The organism is Microbacterium enclense (genome assembly GCA_038182865.1).
Classification (GTDB): Bacteria; Actinomycetota; Actinomycetes; order Actinomycetales; family Microbacteriaceae; genus Microbacterium; species Microbacterium enclense_B.
The window spans coordinates 4,080,944-4,098,064 of the sequence record CP116226.1 but is presented as its reverse complement, the minus strand read 5'-3'; the positions used below and the strand labels follow the sequence as shown (position 1 = coordinate 4,098,064).

The following is a 17,121-nucleotide window of genomic DNA, read 5'->3' as shown; positions in this document are numbered from 1 at the left end:
CCCAGGGCAGGAGACCCGATGAGCGAACCGAACGGAACGTCCGCGCGCGCGGCCGGGCCTTTGGCGACCCGCACGAGCGGCACCGTCCGGGTCGTGGGCTCGGGGCTGCTCGGGGCCAGCATCGGTCACGCCCTCACGGCCCGCGGCGTCGACGTCGTGCTCGTCGACGCGTCTCCCTCACAGCTGCGCCTGGCGATCGACTACGGCGCCGGCCGGGCCGAACGTCCCGACGACCAGCCGTCGCTCATCGTCGTGGCCACGCCCCCCGACGTGATCGCCGATGTCGTGCAGCGCGAACTCGAGGCCTTCCCGGAGGCGGTCATCACCGACGTGGCGAGCGTCAAGCTCGAGCCGCTGCGCACCCTGCGCAACCGCGGCGTCGACCTCCGGCACTACATCGGCTCCCACCCCATGGCCGGACGCGAGCGCGGGGGAGCGATCTCGGCCCGCGCCGACATCTTCATCGGCCGCCCGTGGGTCGTCTGCCGAGACGCCGAGACCTCCGCCTACGACCTGTCCCTCGTCGAGGGCCTCGCGCTCGACCTCGGCGCCACGCTCATCGAGATGACTCCGGAGGAGCACGACGAGTCCGTCGCGCTCATGTCGCACGTGCCTCAGCTGGTCGCCAGCCTCCTCGCCGGACGTTTCGTCGAGGCGCCCGACGGCTCGCTCCGCCTCGCGGGACAGGGGGTGCGCGACACGACGCGCATCGCGGCATCGGCTCCCGAACTGTGGGTGCAGATCCTCGGCGCGAACGCGGCCCCCGTGGTCGAGGTGCTCGACCGGCTCGCCGCCGACCTCTCCGATGTCGCCGACGCCCTGCGCGACCCCGACGTCCCCGGGGCGCGCCGTACGGTGGCCGACACCATCCGTCGCGGCAACGAGGGCGTCGAGCGTCTGCCCGGCAAGCACGGCCAGAACCGCCGTTTCGATACTTTCGTCGTCATGGTCGACGACACCTCCGGCCAGCTGGGTCGCCTGTTCGGCGAACTCGGCGACCTCGACGTCAACGTCGAAGACCTACGCCTCGAGCACTCGCCCGGAGCCCCCTTCGGCCTCGCCGAGATCAGCGTCGTTCCCGACGCGGTCCGCCGGGCGGTCGACGGACTCCAGCAGCGCGGTTGGCGGATTGCGAGCACCACCCATGACTGAGTCCCGGGTGAAGCCCCCGTTCGGCGTCCCCGTCGACGGCTCCTCGGCTTCCGCCCCCGTCGTCGTCGCGATCGACGGCCCCGCCGGCAGCGGCAAGTCGAGCGTGTCGAAAGCTGCGGCCACCCGCCTCGGCTACGGCTTCCTCGACACGGGAGCCGCCTACCGCGCCCTGGCGTGGCACGCGCTCGAGCACGGCGTCGACACCTCCGACGCCACGGCCGTGCTCGAGGTCTTCGGCGACTTCGACTACGCGATCTCTCTCGACACGACCGACCGCTGGGTCCGTGTCGGGTCGGCCGACGTCACGGCCGCGATCCGGGAGCCCCGGGTGACGGATGCCGTGAGCGGAGTGGCCCGCGTCGCCCCCGTGCGCAAGGCGGTGAACGAGCTGTTCCGTCGGCTCGTGGCATCCGCTGCTCTTCCGGGCGTCGTTGTCGAGGGGCGTGACATCACGACCGTCGTCTTTCCCGACGCGCCCGTGCGGATCCTCCTGACCGCCGCGCCGGAGGTGCGGGCCGCGCGTCGCAGTGCCGAGCTCTCGGATCAGGATGCCGCCAAGGTCGCCGCTTCCCTCCACCGGCGCGACGCCGCCGATTCCACGGTCGTCGACTTCCTCACCGCCGCTCCCGGCGTGCAGGTCGTCGATTCGACCCACCTCGATTTCGAACAGACCGTCGATGCCGTGCTGAGCGTCGTCGACTCCACGATGGGAGCCCGCGATGGGCGTTGAAGATGAGTACGAAGGCGGGCCCGACCAGCTCGCCGAGAAGATGGCCGAGCTGGACGAGGTCCTCGCCGAGCAGCGGGCCGAGGCACTGCGCGCGGGCCTCGAGGACTTCGACCTCGACGAGGACGATGCGGCGCTCCTGGCCGGTCTCGCCTCGGGCGAGGGAGCGATCGAGTTCCTCCCGGCGTTGCCGGTGGTCGCGATCGTCGGGCGCCCGAACGTCGGCAAGTCCGCGCTGGTGAACCGCATCCTGGGCCGCCGCGAGGCCGTCGTCGAGGACACCCCGGGTGTCACCCGCGACCGCGTGACGTACAAGGCCGAGTGGCTCGATCGTCGCTTCTCGCTGGTGGACACCGGTGGCTGGGAGCCCGACGCGAAGGGCATCGACCGCTCCGTCGCCGCGCAAGCCGAGGTGGCGATCGACCTCGCCGATGTCGTGCTGTTCGTGGTGGATGCCACGGTGGGCGCGACCTCGACCGACGAGCACGTCGTGCGACTGCTCCGCAAGAGCAAGAAGCCCGTCTTCCTCATCGCCAACAAGGTCGACGACGCCCGCCAGGAGCCCGAGGCCACGGCCCTGTGGAACCTCGGCCTCGGCGAGCCGCACCCGGTCTCGGCCATCCACGGCCGCGGTGTCGCCGACCTGCTCGACGAGCTCATGAAGGTGCTGCCCGAGGTCTCGGCGGTCGCGAAGTACGAGATCGGCGGACCCCGCCGCGTCGCGATCCTCGGGCGGCCGAACGTCGGCAAGTCGTCGCTGCTGAACAAGGCCGCGGGCGAGGAACGCGTCGTCGTCAACGAGCTCGCGGGCACCACCCGCGACCCCGTCGACGAGGTCGTCGAACTGGGCGGCAAGCTCTGGACGCTGGTCGACACCGCCGGCATCCGTCGCCGCGTGCACCTGTCGCAAGGCGCGGACTTCTACGCGTCGCTTCGTACCTCGACCGCGCTGGAGAAGTCGGAGGTCGCGGTCGTCGTGCTCGACGTGTCGCAGCCGATCAGCGTGCAGGACCTCAACATCATCGACCTCGTGCTCGAGTCGGGCCGCGCGCTCGTGCTGGCGTTCAACAAGTGGGACCGCCTGAACGACGACGACATGGAGAACCAGGATCGTCGCCGCTACCTCGAGCGGGAGATCGAGCAGGACCTCGCGCACGTCGCGTGGGCTCCGCGGGTGAACATCTCGGCCCGCACCGGCCGTCACCTCGACAAGCTCGTGCCGGCGCTCGAGACGGCGCTGGAGTCGTGGGACACCCGCATCCCCACGGGCAAGTTCAACGCGTTCCTGTCGGAGCTCGTCGCCGAGCACCCGCACCCGCTGCGCGGCGGCAAGCAGCCCCGCATCCTGTTCGGCACCCAGGCGGCGACGCGTCCGCCGACATTCGTGCTCTTCACGACCGGGTTCCTCGACCCGGGCTACCGCCGATTCATTCAGCGGCGTCTGCGCGAGATCTACGGTTTCGAAGGAACGCCGATCGTGCTGAACATGCGTATTCGCGAGAAGCGTCAGCGCTGATTCACGGGAAGGAGAGCCCCGGTCCCCGTTTGCGGGGGCCGGGGCTTTCACATTCGTTCGCGAAACAATCGCGCGAATTCGTTCAGGAATCTCCCAGGAATGGATAAAGTGCAACAGCGGTGCGATCACGGGTACCGCGCGCGTGGCATCCCGGCCCGCGAGAACCAGGGGGAGAACCATGACGAACTCGCTGTCCGAGCCGGCGCTCGACCAGCCCTATTACGGCGCGCCGTTCGGCGTCGCCGTCCGCCGTTTCTTCAAGAAGTACGCGACCTTCAGCGGCCGCGCGAGCCGCAGCGAGTACTGGTGGTGGGTGCTCGCGTCGGCGATCGTCACCTTCGTGCTCCAGTTGCTGATCGCGCTCACCGGTGCGGCGCGCATGCGCCCCGACGGCACCTTCGAGGTCGAGGGCGGCTTCGGCGTGATCTTCGTGGTGCTGCTGGCGATCTGGGGACTCGTGACGATCGTCCCCTACATCGCTCTTCTCGTGCGTCGTCTGCACGACACGAACCGCAGCGGGTTCTGGGTGTTCATCTACTTCGTGCCGCTCGCGGGTCCCATCATCCTGTTCGTCTTCACGCTGCTGAGCTCCAAGCCCGAGGGCGCGCGTTTCGACCGCTGATCCGCTCTTCATCGTGCCCCGGCTGCCCTCGCGGGAGCCGGGGCACGACGCTGTCAGCCGACGGGCGCGGGGCGGACCATCGCCGTGTCGTCGGGTTCGGAGAAGCCGAATTGGCGGTACACCTCGTGGGCGTCGCGGGTGAACAGGACCCACCGGAAGTGCGCTCCGGGGCCTTCGTCGATCATCGTGCGGACGAGGGCGTGGCCGAGCCCCTGTCCCCGGTGCCCATCGATGACGAAGACGTCGGCGAGGTACCCGAACGACACACCGTCGGAGACGGCGCGAGCGAAGCCGACGAAGGCGCCCGAGTCGCTCTGGTAGACGCCGACGACGCGCCACGCGCTGTCGAGCTGCGCGTCGAGGTCGGCGCGTGAGCGCCACCGCCCCCAGTACGCCTCGGTGCTCAGCCAGTGCCAGACGGCGTCGCGCGGGATGCGGGCGGGATCGACGTCGAATTCGTACTCCATACGAGGATTCTCGTGTCCGCCGGCCTTTTCCGCGCCGTCCAGTCGGTGTCGCGTGGACCATCCTCGGGGATTGCGGCGTCATGAGTCGTCGCGCTGACGCCGGGGCCTCGGCGTGTGCCAGGCTGGAGGGGATGACGATCGAGCCTCCCGCCCCGGGTGAACCGCGGCGCCCGCACGGTCCCCGCGACCCCGGGGACGCGTGGGTCGTCGCGCCGACGGGGGAGAAGTACTGGGGGCGTTTCGGAGCCGCCGGGCTCCTCGCCCTCGACGCCCAGCGCGGGGTTCTTCTGCAGCACCGCGTGTCGTGGAGCCACTTCGGCGACACATGGGCTCTTCCCGGTGGCGCCCGCCACGAGAACGAATCCGCGCACGACGGCGCCCTGCGGGAATCTGGCGAGGAAGCCGGTGTCCCCGAAGACGCCGTCCAGGCGCGATTCGAGAGCGTGCTCGATCTCGGCATCTGGACGTACACGACGCTCGTCGCCGACGTCACGACACCCTTCGAACCCGTGATCAGCGACCCCGAGAGCGTGGCGCTCGAGTGGGTTCCGATCGACGAGGTCTCGTCACGCCCGTTGCACCCCGGCTTCGCAGCCGCGTGGCCTGCGCTCCGCGCCGCCCTCGCCGTGCGGCCGGCCATCGTCGTCGATGTCGCCAACGTCGTGGGATCCGTGCCCAACGGGTGGTGGAAGGATCGCGCCGGCGCGGCCGGTCGGCTGCTCACGCGCCTGTCTGCCCTCGCGTCGACGGGGATGGATGCCGAGACCCTCGGCCTCTCGGCCACGCGCTGGTTCCCGTTCGTCGCGGCGGTCCTCGAGGGTGAGGCCCGCGCCGCGGATGTCGACCATGACCTCGTCGCCGTCTGGCGGGCGACCGGTTCGGGCGATGACGAGATCGTGCAGGTGACGTCGAAGCTCGTGGGGTCGTTCGACCCGGTGATCGTCGTGACGAGCGATCGCGAGCTGACGGCGCGTGTGGAGGCGCTCGGCGCGTCGGTGCGCGGAACGCGCTGGCTGCTCGATCAGCTGGGCTGAGGCGCGGCGAACCGAGGTGGCTGAGCGTGTCGAAGCCACCGGGACCCGTGGCGCCTCTGTCCCCTCGGCGAGCTCGGTGACAGCGCTTTGACCTCGGGCAAGGTGGCTGAGCGTGTCGAAGCCACCGGTCGTGCCGCTTCAGTCGAGGTCGCGACCGCGAAGCTTCTCGATGTCGCGGCGGTCGCGCTTCGTCGGGCGACCGGCACCGCGGTCGCGGACCGGGACGAACGGCATGCTCTCGCGAGAGGGTGGCGGGGGAGTGCGGTCGTCGACAGCCTCGGCGACGAGGGCGGCGCCCACCCGCTTCGCGATCGTCTTCTTCACGACGAGGATGCGGTCGAACCCCTGGATCCGGACGCGGAGCTCGTCGCCGGGCCGCACGGGCTGCGCGGCCTTCGCACGTTCGCCGTTCACCCGCACGTGGCCCGCGCGGCAGGCGGTGGTCGCGGCCGAACGGGTCTTGTAGATCCGGACGGCCCACAGCCAGGCGTCGACGCGCGCGGTGGTCGTGGCATCCGTCATGTCAGGTCTTTCGTCGGCGAACCTCCATCGTAAGACGGGCGTTCAGTCGCGCAGCGTGAGGGAGACGAGCGCGCGGTCGGGCTTCGGGCGATCGACGACGTCGAAGCCGGCGGCCTCGAAGACGGACACGGTGCCGCGGAACAGCTGATTCGACGAGCGCTTCGCGGCGGCCGGGTCGAGTGGGTAGCCCTCGACGACGCGAGCGCCGCCGTCGCGGGCGGCGGAGACAGCGGCATCGAGGAGTTTGCCGGTGAGGCCCTCGCCCCGGTGTTCTTTCCGAACGACGAAGCACGAGACCGCCCAGACATCGTCGGCGTCGAGCGGTTCGGTGGTCGACGCGGTGACGTCGCGCGTGCGCGCCAGGCGCGGCTGCGCGGTGCGGGGCCCGACCCGCACCCACCCCGCGGGCTCGCCGTCGACGTAAGCGATGAGGCCCGGCGGGCGAGTGTCGCCGAACTCGGCGCGGAACAGCTCGGTGCGGTCGGCGACGGATGCCTCTTTCCACGGGCCGTTCGGGAGGAGCCACCACTGACACTGGCAGTCGGGTCCGTCGCCGCTGTCGAGGGCGAGTTCGGCGTCGTCGAAGCGGTCACCGGTCGCGGGGAGGATCTCGATGGTCATGGGGGCGAGGCTAATGAGGGGGTCGGACACCGGCAAGGGTGTGTCTTCGCGTGCCTCCTCGGGCGGCTGCTCGCGTGGCTCCGGGCGTGGCTCCGGGGCCGCTCACACGCCCGGGGTGCGGCCGGTTCGCGGCGGGGTCCGGGAGCGGCTAATATAGGGGAGTTGCCCGCTCGCGGGCGACGGGATGTGGCGCAGCTTGGTAGCGCACTTGACTGGGGGTCAAGGGGTCGCAGGTTCAAATCCTGTCATCCCGACAGTCGAGGCCCGATCTTCCGCAGGATTGCGGGGTTCGGGCCTCTTGTCGTTTCCGGCAGTGACGCCGTGCCTCTCATGCGTCTCCCATTGCACCGGAACGGCCGGGTGGTTCGAGGGCGGCTGTGTGTAGCAGGCGGAGCCGGTGCTGCTGCGACGGCCACGCGGCGAGGCGATGGCGCAGCGTCGCGTAGCGCACCTCTTCCGCGAGGACGCGGACCTTCTGACCGTGCCGCACGTCCCACGTCATGGCCGTGTCGGCGCGACGTCACCGCTTGATCGTGCGTATGGAGCGGCGCACCATCGGCGTTTCCTCGCGGCACGTCACGGTGGCCACTGCTCAGCCGTTCCCGTCGGCGACGATGAGGCTGTTCGCGCGGAGCGGGCGCTTCTGCCCGTCTTCGAGATCCGCGCCATCGGATACCGGGAACGCGCCCGGCAGGATGACCGCGCGCGTGGTGATGCAAGGAACGCCAGTGCCTCGCGGCAGGAAGAACGTCGGGGAGCAGCCCTCGCGGTGGCCTGTCCGGGCCATCCTGCAGGGAACGTGGACGCGGGAACGTCTTGCTGAAACGTCGTCGTACCCCCAGAGTGAGACGATGTTGACAGACTCGCGCGAGCCGATCGCGTCTGCACTCGCCGCGCTGTCCGCGTCAGGGGGGGCCGTCAGAGGTTCTGCGGGGGTTTCCCGTCGTACGGTGCTGGGCGCTGCGTGGGTCGCACCCGCTGTGGCGGTGGCCGTGACGGCCCCGCGCGCCGCGGCGAGCGAGAGCTCTCAGCCGGATGCGTCGTTCTCCTGGTCGGAACCTGAAGGGGTGCAGGGGCAGTCGTCGCTCCTGACTCTGGTTGTACCGAACCTATCGCCGGGTGTCGGCAGTACCGCCACGATCGTCCTCATCGCTCAGGACGAGGGCCCGATCCCCTCGACGATCTCGTCGGGCCGGTGGACGTACACCCCTGACTTCATCGCGGGCATCGGCATCCTCGTCTCACCCACCGCGGGCGTCACCGCCGGCGTGCGCGGCTTCACGATCGACGAGTGGGGAGATCGCTCCGGCCCCTACACCGTCATCGCGACGTACAGCAACGACAAGGAGCCAGGATCGCTTTCGGCGTCCATCACGATCGGCTTCGGCCCGGAGCCGACGATGACCTGGATACCGAACCCGGCCGAATTCGGCACCACCGCCACCCTTCGTCTCACAGTTCCGCAGAACTCGTACGCGATCGGCAATCGCGGCATCATCTTCGACTACGGCACCTACCCGATGCCCGACGTTCCTCCGCCCTTCCCGGAGGGGACGACGACGGTGCTGCCCGATGGCTGGTCATTCGAGACGGACCCGAGTAGTGGGACTGTCGGTTTCGTGAACCCGGACCTGACGGAGGGCGTCTACGACTTCGAATACCATCTCGGAGCCGGTACGACCAGCATCACACCCCGAGCGGTACTGGCGGTGGGCGCGGGCATCCCCATCGAAGCGCCGCTCACGATCGTCCCAGCCTGATCCACCGCACGCCAAGACGACCGCCCGCGCAGGCGCCCGCCCGCACGCTCGGCGTTCGGGCTCTGTTCGTCGCCGCGCCGGCGCGTGACTTCCAGCTGCTCGAGCGCGCCGCGGACACCCGGGAAGCGCTCGAGGCGCATCCCATGCTCGTACGCAGGCTGTTCCGTCAGCGAGCGCAGGCGATTGTCGCCGCGAGGGGTGACAGACGAGATTCGAGGGAATCCTCGTCGGTCGTGGCGTGGTCGATTTGCGTCCCCGGTCGTGTGGTCGGTTCGCGCGCATCGTCCCGCTCCGCGCGCCGACGGTTTCGTACCTTCGCGCCGAATGGGGAGCTGTCAGCTCGGTCGCCTTCTCCGGGGTGCCCACGCCCTGGCTGCGTGACACGGCCAGCGGTTCAGTCGCGCAGCGGTGATCCCGAGACGGCGAATCGGCTTCCGCTCATCTCGCCCGACAACAGCGGCATGGCCTCGGCGATGGCCGCGCGCACGAAGTCGAGTTGCAGCGAGGCGTGGTGGGCTTCGGGAGACGTCCAGAGCTCGGCAACGAAGACGGTGTCGGGGACGGCATCGTTGATACCGACCTCGTACATCAGACAACCAGCTTCCTCCAGCTGGGGGTTGCGACGCGTCAGGATCGCCACGACCTCGTCCCTCTTACCGGGTCGAGTCCCGAGCGTTCCCACGTTCACGAAAGTCATGGCTCCACGGTAGCTGCACCCCCGACGATATGGCCCCGAGGAGAAACGATCGTCGTCAAGGCTTCGTCGTTCTGCCGGCGCTGCCTCGGGCCCGAGAGCCGCATCACGGTGGCGGTCGCCGGTTCCCCGCAACGGCCACGATCCCGCTCGGTGAGCGACTGACGACCATCGGTCGCGGGGCGACAACCGCCCGCGTCGGTCAGGGTCGAAGGGGCGTCGCGGCGTCGACGCCGACCACGGTGGCCCACGGCCGGACGGTCCACGATTTCACCAGCCCCGACGTGACGTACGGGTCTGCCGACGCGAAGGCGGTCGCCGACTGCACCGCGTCATCCCCCTGGAAGACGAGCAGCCCTTCGTACGGCCCTGTTCCGGCTGCGCCTCCGAGCAACAGCTCCCCGCGGTCGACCGCAGCCCATGCGAGAAGCAGATGCGCCGAGCGGAACTGCTCTCGAGATTCCAGGTAGTCATCGCCGTAGGTGTACTGGAGAACCGCGTGCGTCATGACACGAATCTATCCAGAGGGTGGCTGGGGCGCGCGTGGACGAAGGCTGGAGGGGCAGCCACCTCCCGAGCCGATCGAGAGCGTCTCTCTCAGCGCCCGCGAATGGCGGTCGACGCGGGCTCGATCGTCTTCGTCACGACCCATCGGTGTTTGCCGATCGATCGGGTGCGGACGAAGCCCGCACGCTCGAAGGTGGACAGCGCGCCGTGGAAGAGGAATCCCGCGGGGACGGCGTCGGCCGGTTCGGGGTAGCCCTCGACCCTGCCGCCCCCTGCTGCGGCGATCATTCGCAGAGCGCCGTCGAGAGCAAACGCAGCGACACCCTGTCGACGATGCCCTGTCCGCGCGTAGACGCACCCGATGCGCCAATCGGGGAGGGGCCCGTCCTGCGAGGCGTCGTACTGTCTCCGATTCTTGATCCGGACGACCTCGGTTGCGGGGCCGTACTGGCACCATCCGATGCAACGCCCGTCGTCGAGCACCAGGGCCGCGTGCGCCGTTCCTGAGACGACGCGCGCGTGTTTCCGCTCACGGTTGCATGTGGCATCCCGTGTGGTGCCCTCCTCGTGGAAGCCGATGCACCAGCATCCGCTCGGGTAGCTGTTGCTCGCCACGCACAGTTCCTCGAAGGCCGCCCAGGTGGAGGCGTCGAGGGGGCGTACGGTGCGCATCGGTGGGCTCGCCTTCTCACGATCAGGCATGGAGGGAATGTACAAGCCTCGTGCTGCTGAGGGCGAGTGCCAGGGCCCCCGTCGACGCTGCCAGAAGTGCGGTCAGAACGAGCGCGGTCGACCCGAGGGGGAGAACGAGCCCGCCCAGGGTGGCGCCGACGGCGACACCGAGGTTGAGGACGGTGACGATGACGCTGCCGGCGAGGGGGCGGAATGAGGGGCTGGACAGCCTCAGCACCTGCGCCTGCAGGACCGGTGGGAAGGCGCCGATCGCGAACCCCCAGGCGATGACGCCGGCGACGAAGACGGGCGGGCGGCCCTGACTCCCGAGCAGCAGCGCGAGCCCACTCGCGATCAGTGCGGACGAGGAAACGAGGGACGCCCGCGGGAAGCGGTCGGCGGCGAGGCCGGATAGCAGGACACCCGCGCCGCCGGTCACGCCGAGCGCCAGCAGCACGGAGGGGATCGCGCCCGCCGCGAGGTCGCCGAGGCCCGTGACGAGCGAGGTGACGTAGGTGAACGCGGCGAAGTGGCCGATGAGCACGAGCCCGCCACCGGCCGCGACGAACACCACACCGCGGGCGCTGCGATCCCACCTTCCGGCGGGCTCGGGGGTGGCGCGTCTGTCTGCGTGTCGGGAGCGCGGCAGGATGAGCCACAGCGTGAGAGCTGTCAGCGCGAGCATCGCCGAGAGCCCGGCGAACACCCACCGCCACCCGGCGTGCTCCGCGATGAACGCCGCGGCGGGCAACCCCGCCAGGCCCGCGAGGGTGGGCCCCGCCAGCACGATCGCCAGGGCGCGCCCCACGCGTTGCGGTGTCACGATGGTGGCCACGTAGCTGACCACCACCGCCCAGAACAGCCCGTGTGCCGTCGCGGTGACGACGCGGCCCGCGAGCGCCACCGGGAAGTCCGGGGCGAGCGCGGTGACGAGGTTCGCGGGCGCGGTCACCGCGAGGCTGGCGATGAGCAGCACTGTCCGCGGCACGCGCAAGGTGAGACGCACGAGCGGGACGCCGACGATCGCGATGGTCACCGCCCACGCGCTGACCAGCACGCCGATCGTCCCCTCGGAGACGCGGAGGTCGCGGCTCATGGCGGGCATCAGACCGGACGGCAGCATCTCGGCGGTCACCGTCCAGAAGGTCGCCGCGGTGAGCGTCGCGAGCGTCGGCCACGTCCGTCGGACGGGCACGTGAGAGATGGCTTCGGGCGCGGGAGATGCGGTCACGCTTGTACGCTAAACATTCACATCACTGTCAAGGTCAAGCGCTCGACGGAACACGAGGGAGGGCGGAGCATGCGGATCGGGGAGGTGTCGCGACGTACCGGCGTGGCGGCGAGGATGCTGCGCTACTACGAGGAGCAGGAGCTTCTGCGTCCAGCGCGGCATCCCAACGGCTACCGCGAGTACACCGACGCCGACCTGGAACAGGTCGGCGTGATCCGTGACCTCAGCGGCGCGGGTGTGCCCACACGCTTCATCAGGATCGTCCTCGACCGGCAGACGGGCGCAACCACATGGACCAGAGCGTGCGACGACATCCTCGCGGGAATGGTCCGCGATCAGATCGTCGAACTGGATGCCAAGATCGCGTGCCTGAGTACCAGTAGGAACGCGCTGACGCAGTTCCTCGCCGATGCCGGCACACGGCGTCGCGGGTCGACGTCGTGAGGGCGGACGCTGGACGGGAGGTCGGCATACGCTTTTCGACGCGTCTGCTCGGGTCGGTCGGGGGAGTCAGGGTCCGTTCTCTTCCGTCCGGATGATCCCGCAGAGCGTGCGTACGCGGGGGTGCCACGGGCGGGTGAGGGGCCCGGTGAGCACGAGTTCGCGCGTGAGGGTGTGGATGAGGGGCGTCATCGTGAGGGATGCGGGAAGCAGGGGATCAACCAGGGTCGGCATGATCGTGATGCCGAGGCCCGCGTCGACCATGGCCATCAGGGTGGTCAATTCGCGAACGCGCTGCGCCGGTTCGTAAGCGATCTCGACCTGCCGGACGAGCTCCATGATCTGCGGTTCGCATCCTGCCGTCGACACGAGGAGAGGGTCGTCGAGGAAGTCGGCGAGCGCGACCGGCGCCATGCTGACGAGCGGGTGGTCGGTGCGGGTGACGGCGCGGAACTCGTCGCGGGCCACGACGATCTGCTCGGCCGTCGAGTCGGGATTGATGAGGATGGCTGCATCGGCGGCACCTGTCTCGAGCCAGGTCGCGACCTCCACGTCGTCGCCCTCCAGGAGGCGAATACGGATGCCGGGGACCTTGGCGCGCCAGCGCGCGAGCAGGTCGGGCACGACGCGGTACCCGGCAGTCGGGGTGATCGCGAGAGTGACCATTCCTGTCACCGGGGCGGATGACGGGGTAGCGGCTTCGAACGCGTCGGCAGCCGCGAGGGTGGCGCGCGCGTGCGGCAGCAGCCGCGCACCGTCGTCGGTGACGGTGCACGGCGCTCGATGCAAAAGGGAGGCGCCGACCTGTCGCTCGAGCGTTGCGAGTGTGTGCGAAACCGAGGACTGACTCAGCCCCAGTGCGTCGCCCGCGGCAACGAAGCCACCTTCCTCTGCGAGTGCCACGAACACCCGCAGTTGCTTCAGCGTCGCTCCCATGGATCACCTCTCACATGCATTTCCTTCATCATGCCGTGCACAGAATCTCTTTGCGTCATCGACCTGAATGGGTCGAACCTGGCCAGGGGCAACGGCAGACACGGCCAGGAGGGCAGATGGCTGAAAGAGGTGGGGCATGGGTGCCGGTGCAGTTCGCTGCGTTGGCGATGGTGTGGGGGGCGAGCTTCCTGTTCATCAGGGTCGCGCTCGACGGACTCTCGCCCGTGCAGGTCGTGTTCGGACGACTGGCGTGCGGGGCGCTCGTTCTCGCCGCCATCATGACCGCGAGTAGGCGGCGCTGGCCGCGCGGACTGCGGGTGTGGGCGCACCTGGCGGTGATCGCCGTGCTGCTGTGCGTGGCGCCCTTCCTTCTCTTCGCCTGGGCCGGGCAGCACATCGACTCGGGACTGTCGAGCATCTACAACGCCACCACCCCGCTCACCACCCTCCTGGTCTCCCTCGCCGTCCTCCCCGATGAGAGGCTGACGCGCGCCCGCACCGCCGGAGTCGTGATCGCGGCTCTCGGGATCGTCATCGTGGCCTCGCCCTGGCTGATGTTCGCGCAGCAGAAAGCGGATGCCGGGACGACCTCGCTGTTCGCGCAGGCGGCGTGCCTGGGGGCCACCACGTGTTATGGGCTCGGGTTCGTCTACAGCCGCCGCTTTCTGCGCGGCTACGGCTACGACGCGACGACGATCGCCGCCTCGCAGATCGGCGTCGCCGCGATCATCACCGCCGCCATCATGCCCATCGCCGGCATGACCCCTGTCGAGCTGACCGCGCCCGTCCTCACCAGCATCCTCGCGCTGGGTGGTGTCGGTACGGGCGTCGCCTACATCTGGAACACCCGGGTCATCCAGGTCTGGGGCGCCACCCTCGCCTCGACCGTCACCTATCTGACGCCCCTCGTGGGCGTGACGTTGGGGATCCTCGTCCTCGGCGAACGCCTGCGGTGGAACGAGCCCGTCGGCGCCGCCCTCGTGCTCCTGGGGATCATCATCAGCCAGGGCCTGAAAGGGCGCCTGGTCCGGCCGACACGGCGCGAACCCGAGCGCCTGCCGTGACTCCGGTCCGAAGCGGACCGGGTGGGGGGACGTCGACGGGGGATGGCGATCGCGAGCATCCGCGCCGCACGAGATGGCTTGAAGCGGTCCGGTGAGGGCGATTGGATGAGCGGATGGGCGGTTCAGATGAGCGACGGTTCGCGATCGATGCAGTGACGGCATTGCGAATCATCCGGGACAATGTCGGTATCGGCCGACGACATCGACTGGTGGGTCCCGCGGTGCTGCGGAGCGATGTTCTTTCTCTTCTGTACCGCGACCTCCGAGCGGGAGTACTGAGCGAGGAGGAGGCGCGCGCTCACCTCGACGGGCTTGCGACGTTGAAGATCCGTCTGCTGGGCGATCGGGTGTCTCGAGCGACAGCGTGGAAGCTCGCCCGGCGAGGGGACTGGGACGATGTCTCGCTCGCCGAGTACCTGGCGGTCGCCCTGCTGCAAGCTGACGCGCTCGTCGCCGGCGACGCCGCCATCGCCGCAGCAGCCGAGGGAGTGGTGGATCTCGCCGACTACCGTGAGCTTCATCGGTGAGCCGTTCGAGGCGTCACGAGAGGTAGGCGGACAGCATCCGGTCCAGGCTCGTGTGAGCGCGTGCGCGGGCGTGCTCCACGGCGTCTTGCGAGGCGACCCACAGTGCGAGCTCGTTCATCGCGCCGGACAACTGCGCGGTGGTCGCACCGAGGAGATCGTCGGTCACCCCCGCGTCGTGCAGTGCCTCGCGGAGGTGGGCTTCGGAGTTCTCCTCATCGAGCCGCCGCCACTCTCGCCAGCCGATCACCGCGGGGGCATCGATGAGAAGAACCTGCACGGCGGCGCCGGACGTGATCGTGTCGAGGAACGCGTGCGAGCCTGCGCGGAGCTGATCACTCGGGTCGGGTCCCGCGTTCTCGGCTGCGGCGGCGACGGCCGCGGCGATCTCGGCCTGGAGTCGGGCGGCCACCGCGGTGAAGAGTGCGGCCTTGTTCCGGTAGTGGTGATAGACCGCTCCTCGGGTGACCTCTGCCGAGCGGGCCACGTCGTCGAGCGAGACGTCGGCGAAGCCGCGGGCGGCGAACAGCGACGTGGCTGAGCCGAGGACGCGGTGGGCTGTCCGGGCGGCGTCAGCGGCGGAGGCGCGAGGCATCAGACCTTCCTTTACGTACGTTGTGTAGGTATCCTGCGACTGTTTACATTCTCATTGTACGTAAAGGAGTTCATCATGTCCGTCACCAGCGTCTACCCGGTGCTCTTGTCCCGCGACGTCGCCGCCGCGGCATCCTTCTACCGCGACCTGCTCGGCTTCGAGACCACCTTCGAGGCGGACTGGTACATCAGCTTGCGTCACGACGCGTACGAGCTGGCCCTCCTGGCTCACGACCACCAGACGATCCCGGCGGGGTACCGGGCGATTCCGCAGGGGGTGGTCGTGAATGTGGAAGTCGACGACGTCGACACCCTGCATTCCCGCCTCGCGGGCAACCCGGGAGTGGAGATCGTCCTTCCGCTGCGAGACGAGGACTTCGGGCAGCGCCACTTCATCGTCGCCGCCCCCGACGGGGTCCTTGTCGACGTCATCCAGCCGACGCCACCGGGACCCGAGTTCGCCGACGCCTACATCTCCGCGTGAGCGCGTCCGCGCGAACCAGTTAGTTCTCACTCGACGGGCAGAAGAAGTCCCAGGACATGTTCACGACCACCTCGTTGGAGCGTCCCGGGACGGTCTCTTCGGCGAGAGCGGGGTTGTCAGCAGGGAGAGCCTCGATCGAGAGGCGGTCCGCCCCCGCGGCCTTCTGGCTGCAGGTGTACTCGACGGCGGCTTCGATCTGCTCATCCGGCAGGTCGACACCGTAGCTCGCCAGGAGAGGCTGGAGTTCTGCGATGAACGTGGCCGAGTCGTTCAGCGGCGACGGACTCGCCGTCGCTCCGGCCGACGAGGTGGGGGCGGGTGTCGTCGCGACCGCAGAAGGTGTCGGCACGTTGTTCGTCGGATCGGCCTGCGGTGTCGAACTGGTGCATCCGGTAAGCAACAGCAGGGCGACCGCAGACAGGGCCAACAGTCCACGCGTCATGCGCCCACCCTATCGATCCGCTCACGCGACGAGATGGTCGGCTGTTCCACGCTCTGCGGCGTCACGCGAACGCGGCAGCCGAAACCTGCTCGACAGCCATGTTCCCTGACGTCCGCGCGGGTGCGCACCGGCGATCGAGCGCAACAGAAGAGAAGGATCGCCGCAGGCGGTTCCGCCGTCGACTTCATCGAAGCACTTCGATGCGCAGACAATGGGCACATGACGACGCCGCCGCCCCAGAGCTTCGAGCCGGACGTGCCGGGCGTTCGGCCTCCTCATTCGGGCTCCCGCGGCTCCGGGGCGCGGACGGCCGACGTGACCGCTTCCGTCATCCTGCTCATCGCGGGTGTCATCGGGTTCGCGATGCTCGCCTTCGTCTCTCTGTTCTTCGCGATGATGTCGGACGGGTGCTACGGCGACAGGTGCGACACCGGCCTCATGTCGATCGGTTGGCTGATCGCGTTGATCGCGCCCCCCGTCGTCTTCCTCGCGGCAGTCGTGTGGACGATCGTCCGCCTCGTGCGTCGGAAGCTCGCCTGGTGGCTTCCCCTCGCGGGTGCGGCTGTCGCCGTCGCGGTGTGGGTGGCCGGCGTCGCGCTCATGGATGCGGGCCTCAGAAGATGACGGTCGATGTGGGCGACCGGTCCGTCGACGCCGCACATCACCCCGGAGCGCAGAGGAGACCGTCATGACCACCACGCAACCCGTTCCGGGCGGGACGAGCTACCCGGGCAAGACGCTCGGCATCATCGGCGTGATCCTCGCCGTCCCGGTGAGCCTGATCGGGCTCGTCATCTCCATCGTCGCCCTCGTCCAGTCCAAGAGGGCCGGCTATCAGAACGTCCCCGCAATCGTCGGCATCATCATCAGTGCGGGACTCCTGCTCGTCGGTACCGCCGTCGTCATCCTCCTGGTCGTCGTGTTCGGGAACATCATCGGCCAGTGCGCCGAGCTGGGCCCGGGGACCCACTACGTCGACGGCGTGACCTACCGCTGCTCCGTGTCGTCCGACGGACTCGACTGACGAGACCGGGGCCGAAGCGGCCCCGGATTCTCTGCCGACGTCGTCCCCACCTGTCCGGCTCGCTGCGGGGCTCCGCGCGGATCTCGC

At 69.4% G+C, this 17,121-nt stretch carries 22 protein-coding genes and 1 tRNA gene; 13 read left to right on the top strand and 10 right to left on the bottom strand.

Annotated elements, in window-relative coordinates; all coding sequences use genetic code 11:
• The first annotated feature begins 18 nt into the window (after positions 1-18).
• From PIR02_19500 to PIR02_19485, 4 genes are all read left to right on the top strand, one after another.
• Positions 19-1,152: a prephenate dehydrogenase gene (locus tag PIR02_19500; GenBank protein WZH36908.1), complete on the top strand. Its 1,134-nt coding sequence runs from the start codon at positions 19-21 to the stop codon at positions 1,150-1,152.
• On the top strand, positions 1,145-1,882 hold the full coding sequence (cmk, locus tag PIR02_19495; GenBank protein ID WZH36907.1) for a (d)CMP kinase: 738 nt from the start codon (positions 1,145-1,147) through the stop codon (positions 1,880-1,882). The genes PIR02_19500 and cmk overlap by 8 nt, the downstream gene beginning before the upstream one ends.
• Positions 1,872-3,395, top strand: a complete 1,524-nt coding sequence (gene der, locus PIR02_19490) for a ribosome biogenesis GTPase Der (GenBank protein WZH36906.1) — start codon at positions 1,872-1,874, stop codon at positions 3,393-3,395. Before cmk ends, der begins: the two co-directional genes overlap by 11 nt.
• A 178-nt stretch (positions 3,396-3,573) precedes the next feature.
• Complete coding sequence (locus PIR02_19485) at positions 3,574-4,017, top strand: DUF805 domain-containing protein (GenBank protein WZH36905.1); 444 nt, start codon at positions 3,574-3,576, stop codon at positions 4,015-4,017.
• A 53-nt stretch (positions 4,018-4,070) separates the two neighbouring features.
• Here the strand turns inward: PIR02_19485 and PIR02_19480 are convergent, their stop codons facing one another.
• Positions 4,071-4,484 carry a GNAT family N-acetyltransferase gene (locus tag PIR02_19480; GenBank protein WZH36904.1) on the bottom strand — a complete coding sequence of 138 codons (414 nt, stop codon included), beginning with the start codon at positions 4,482-4,484 and terminating at the stop codon, positions 4,071-4,073.
• Positions 4,485-4,615: 131 nt separating this feature from the next.
• Here PIR02_19480 and PIR02_19475 point away from each other — a divergent pair, with 131 nt between their 5' ends.
• A complete protein-coding gene (locus PIR02_19475) occupies positions 4,616-5,518 on the top strand; it encodes an NUDIX hydrolase (GenBank protein ID WZH36903.1) in 903 nt (300 codons plus the stop codon).
• A gap of 138 nt (positions 5,519-5,656) precedes the next feature.
• On the opposite strand, the gene PIR02_19470 is transcribed toward PIR02_19475, so the two are convergent.
• Entirely contained in the window at positions 5,657-6,040 is a 384-nt protein-coding gene (locus tag PIR02_19470; GenBank protein WZH36902.1) for a S4 domain-containing protein, read from the bottom strand.
• Positions 6,041-6,082: 42 nt separating this feature from the next.
• Positions 6,083-6,661, bottom strand: a complete 579-nt coding sequence (locus tag PIR02_19465) for a GNAT family N-acetyltransferase (GenBank protein ID WZH36901.1) — start codon at positions 6,659-6,661, stop codon at positions 6,083-6,085.
• Positions 6,662-6,841: 180 nt separating this feature from the next.
• Here PIR02_19465 and PIR02_19460 point away from each other — a divergent pair.
• Positions 6,842-6,915 (top strand) — tRNA-Pro (locus PIR02_19460).
• Between the two features lie 696 nt (positions 6,916-7,611).
• Entirely contained in the window at positions 7,612-8,421 is an 810-nt protein-coding gene (locus PIR02_19455; GenBank protein ID WZH36900.1) for a hypothetical protein, read from the top strand.
• Between the two features lie 394 nt (positions 8,422-8,815).
• On the opposite strand, the gene PIR02_19450 is transcribed toward PIR02_19455, so the two are convergent.
• The 4 genes from PIR02_19450 to PIR02_19435 form a co-directional block, all read right to left on the bottom strand.
• Entirely contained in the window at positions 8,816-9,118 is a 303-nt protein-coding gene (locus PIR02_19450) for a putative quinol monooxygenase (protein WZH36899.1), read from the bottom strand.
• Positions 9,119-9,317: 199 nt separating this feature from the next.
• Positions 9,318-9,623: a YciI-like protein gene (locus PIR02_19445; protein ID WZH36898.1), complete on the bottom strand. Its 306-nt coding sequence runs from the start codon at positions 9,621-9,623 to the stop codon at positions 9,318-9,320.
• A gap of 89 nt (positions 9,624-9,712) precedes the next feature.
• Positions 9,713-10,324 carry a GNAT family N-acetyltransferase gene (locus PIR02_19440; GenBank protein WZH36897.1) on the bottom strand — a complete coding sequence of 204 codons (612 nt, stop codon included), beginning with the start codon at positions 10,322-10,324 and terminating at the stop codon, positions 9,713-9,715.
• Positions 10,317-11,525: an MFS transporter gene (locus PIR02_19435; GenBank protein ID WZH36896.1), complete on the bottom strand. Its 1,209-nt coding sequence runs from the start codon at positions 11,523-11,525 to the stop codon at positions 10,317-10,319. Before PIR02_19435 ends, PIR02_19440 begins: the two co-directional genes overlap by 8 nt.
• 69 nt (positions 11,526-11,594) lie before the next feature.
• On the opposite strand from PIR02_19435, the gene PIR02_19430 reads away from it, so the two are divergent.
• Positions 11,595-11,969 carry a MerR family transcriptional regulator gene (locus PIR02_19430; protein WZH36895.1) on the top strand — a complete coding sequence of 125 codons (375 nt, stop codon included), beginning with the start codon at positions 11,595-11,597 and terminating at the stop codon, positions 11,967-11,969.
• Positions 11,970-12,035: 66 nt separating this feature from the next.
• On the opposite strand, the gene PIR02_19425 is transcribed toward PIR02_19430, so the two are convergent.
• Positions 12,036-12,902 (bottom strand): LysR family transcriptional regulator, encoded by an 867-nt coding sequence (locus PIR02_19425; GenBank protein WZH36894.1) that lies wholly within the window; start codon positions 12,900-12,902, stop codon positions 12,036-12,038.
• A gap of 116 nt (positions 12,903-13,018) precedes the next feature.
• On the opposite strand from PIR02_19425, the gene PIR02_19420 reads away from it, so the two are divergent.
• On the top strand, positions 13,019-13,966 hold the full coding sequence (locus PIR02_19420; protein ID WZH36893.1) for a DMT family transporter: 948 nt from the start codon (positions 13,019-13,021) through the stop codon (positions 13,964-13,966).
• A gap of 113 nt (positions 13,967-14,079) precedes the next feature.
• Positions 14,080-14,493, top strand: coding sequence for a hypothetical protein (locus PIR02_19415; protein ID WZH36892.1), 414 nt, complete (start codon positions 14,080-14,082; stop codon positions 14,491-14,493).
• A 13-nt stretch (positions 14,494-14,506) separates the two neighbouring features.
• On the opposite strand, the gene PIR02_19410 is transcribed toward PIR02_19415, so the two are convergent.
• Entirely contained in the window at positions 14,507-15,085 is a 579-nt protein-coding gene (locus tag PIR02_19410) for a TetR family transcriptional regulator (protein WZH36891.1), read from the bottom strand.
• A gap of 75 nt (positions 15,086-15,160) precedes the next feature.
• Here PIR02_19410 and PIR02_19405 point away from each other — a divergent pair, with 75 nt between their 5' ends.
• Positions 15,161-15,568: a VOC family protein gene (locus PIR02_19405; GenBank protein ID WZH36890.1), complete on the top strand. Its 408-nt coding sequence runs from the start codon at positions 15,161-15,163 to the stop codon at positions 15,566-15,568.
• A gap of 19 nt (positions 15,569-15,587) precedes the next feature.
• Here PIR02_19405 and PIR02_19400 read toward each other — a convergent pair whose 3' ends face one another.
• Complete coding sequence (locus PIR02_19400; GenBank protein WZH36889.1) at positions 15,588-16,010, bottom strand: hypothetical protein; 423 nt, start codon at positions 16,008-16,010, stop codon at positions 15,588-15,590.
• 33 nt (positions 16,011-16,043) lie between these two features.
• On the opposite strand from PIR02_19400, the gene PIR02_19395 reads away from it, so the two are divergent.
• Entirely contained in the window at positions 16,044-16,634 is a 591-nt protein-coding gene (locus PIR02_19395) for a DUF6264 family protein (GenBank protein WZH36888.1), read from the top strand.
• 64 nt (positions 16,635-16,698) lie between these two features.
• On the top strand, positions 16,699-17,034 hold the full coding sequence (locus PIR02_19390; protein WZH36887.1) for a hypothetical protein: 336 nt from the start codon (positions 16,699-16,701) through the stop codon (positions 17,032-17,034).
• Positions 17,035-17,121: the final 87 nt, after the last annotated feature.

Coding starts and splice junctions, on each gene's coding strand:
- PIR02_19425 (WZH36894.1), bottom strand. CDS start 12,902: ATGGGAGCGACGCTGAAGCAACTGCGGGTGTTCGTGGCACTCGCAGAG.
- cmk (WZH36907.1), top strand. CDS start 1,145: ATGACTGAGTCCCGGGTGAAGCCCCCGTTCGGCGTCCCCGTCGACGGC.
- PIR02_19480 (WZH36904.1), bottom strand. CDS start 4,484: ATGGAGTACGAATTCGACGTCGATCCCGCCCGCATCCCGCGCGACGCC.
- PIR02_19390 (WZH36887.1), top strand. CDS start 16,699: ATGACCACCACGCAACCCGTTCCGGGCGGGACGAGCTACCCGGGCAAG.
- PIR02_19395 (WZH36888.1), top strand. CDS start 16,044: ATGGTCGGCTGTTCCACGCTCTGCGGCGTCACGCGAACGCGGCAGCCG.
- PIR02_19440 (WZH36897.1), bottom strand. CDS start 10,324: ATGCCTGATCGTGAGAAGGCGAGCCCACCGATGCGCACCGTACGCCCC.
- PIR02_19485 (WZH36905.1), top strand. CDS start 3,574: ATGACGAACTCGCTGTCCGAGCCGGCGCTCGACCAGCCCTATTACGGC.
- PIR02_19470 (WZH36902.1), bottom strand. CDS start 6,040: ATGACGGATGCCACGACCACCGCGCGCGTCGACGCCTGGCTGTGGGCC.
- PIR02_19450 (WZH36899.1), bottom strand. CDS start 9,118: ATGACTTTCGTGAACGTGGGAACGCTCGGGACTCGACCCGGTAAGAGG.
- PIR02_19400 (WZH36889.1), bottom strand. CDS start 16,010: ATGACGCGTGGACTGTTGGCCCTGTCTGCGGTCGCCCTGCTGTTGCTT.
- PIR02_19500 (WZH36908.1), top strand. CDS start 19: ATGAGCGAACCGAACGGAACGTCCGCGCGCGCGGCCGGGCCTTTGGCG.
- PIR02_19430 (WZH36895.1), top strand. CDS start 11,595: ATGCGGATCGGGGAGGTGTCGCGACGTACCGGCGTGGCGGCGAGGATG.
- PIR02_19405 (WZH36890.1), top strand. CDS start 15,161: ATGTCCGTCACCAGCGTCTACCCGGTGCTCTTGTCCCGCGACGTCGCC.
- PIR02_19445 (WZH36898.1), bottom strand. CDS start 9,623: ATGACGCACGCGGTTCTCCAGTACACCTACGGCGATGACTACCTGGAA.
- PIR02_19410 (WZH36891.1), bottom strand. CDS start 15,085: ATGCCTCGCGCCTCCGCCGCTGACGCCGCCCGGACAGCCCACCGCGTC.
- PIR02_19465 (WZH36901.1), bottom strand. CDS start 6,661: ATGACCATCGAGATCCTCCCCGCGACCGGTGACCGCTTCGACGACGCC.
- PIR02_19415 (WZH36892.1), top strand. CDS start 14,080: ATGGGCGGTTCAGATGAGCGACGGTTCGCGATCGATGCAGTGACGGCA.
- PIR02_19475 (WZH36903.1), top strand. CDS start 4,616: ATGACGATCGAGCCTCCCGCCCCGGGTGAACCGCGGCGCCCGCACGGT.
- der (WZH36906.1), top strand. CDS start 1,872: ATGGGCGTTGAAGATGAGTACGAAGGCGGGCCCGACCAGCTCGCCGAG.
- PIR02_19420 (WZH36893.1), top strand. CDS start 13,019: ATGGCTGAAAGAGGTGGGGCATGGGTGCCGGTGCAGTTCGCTGCGTTG.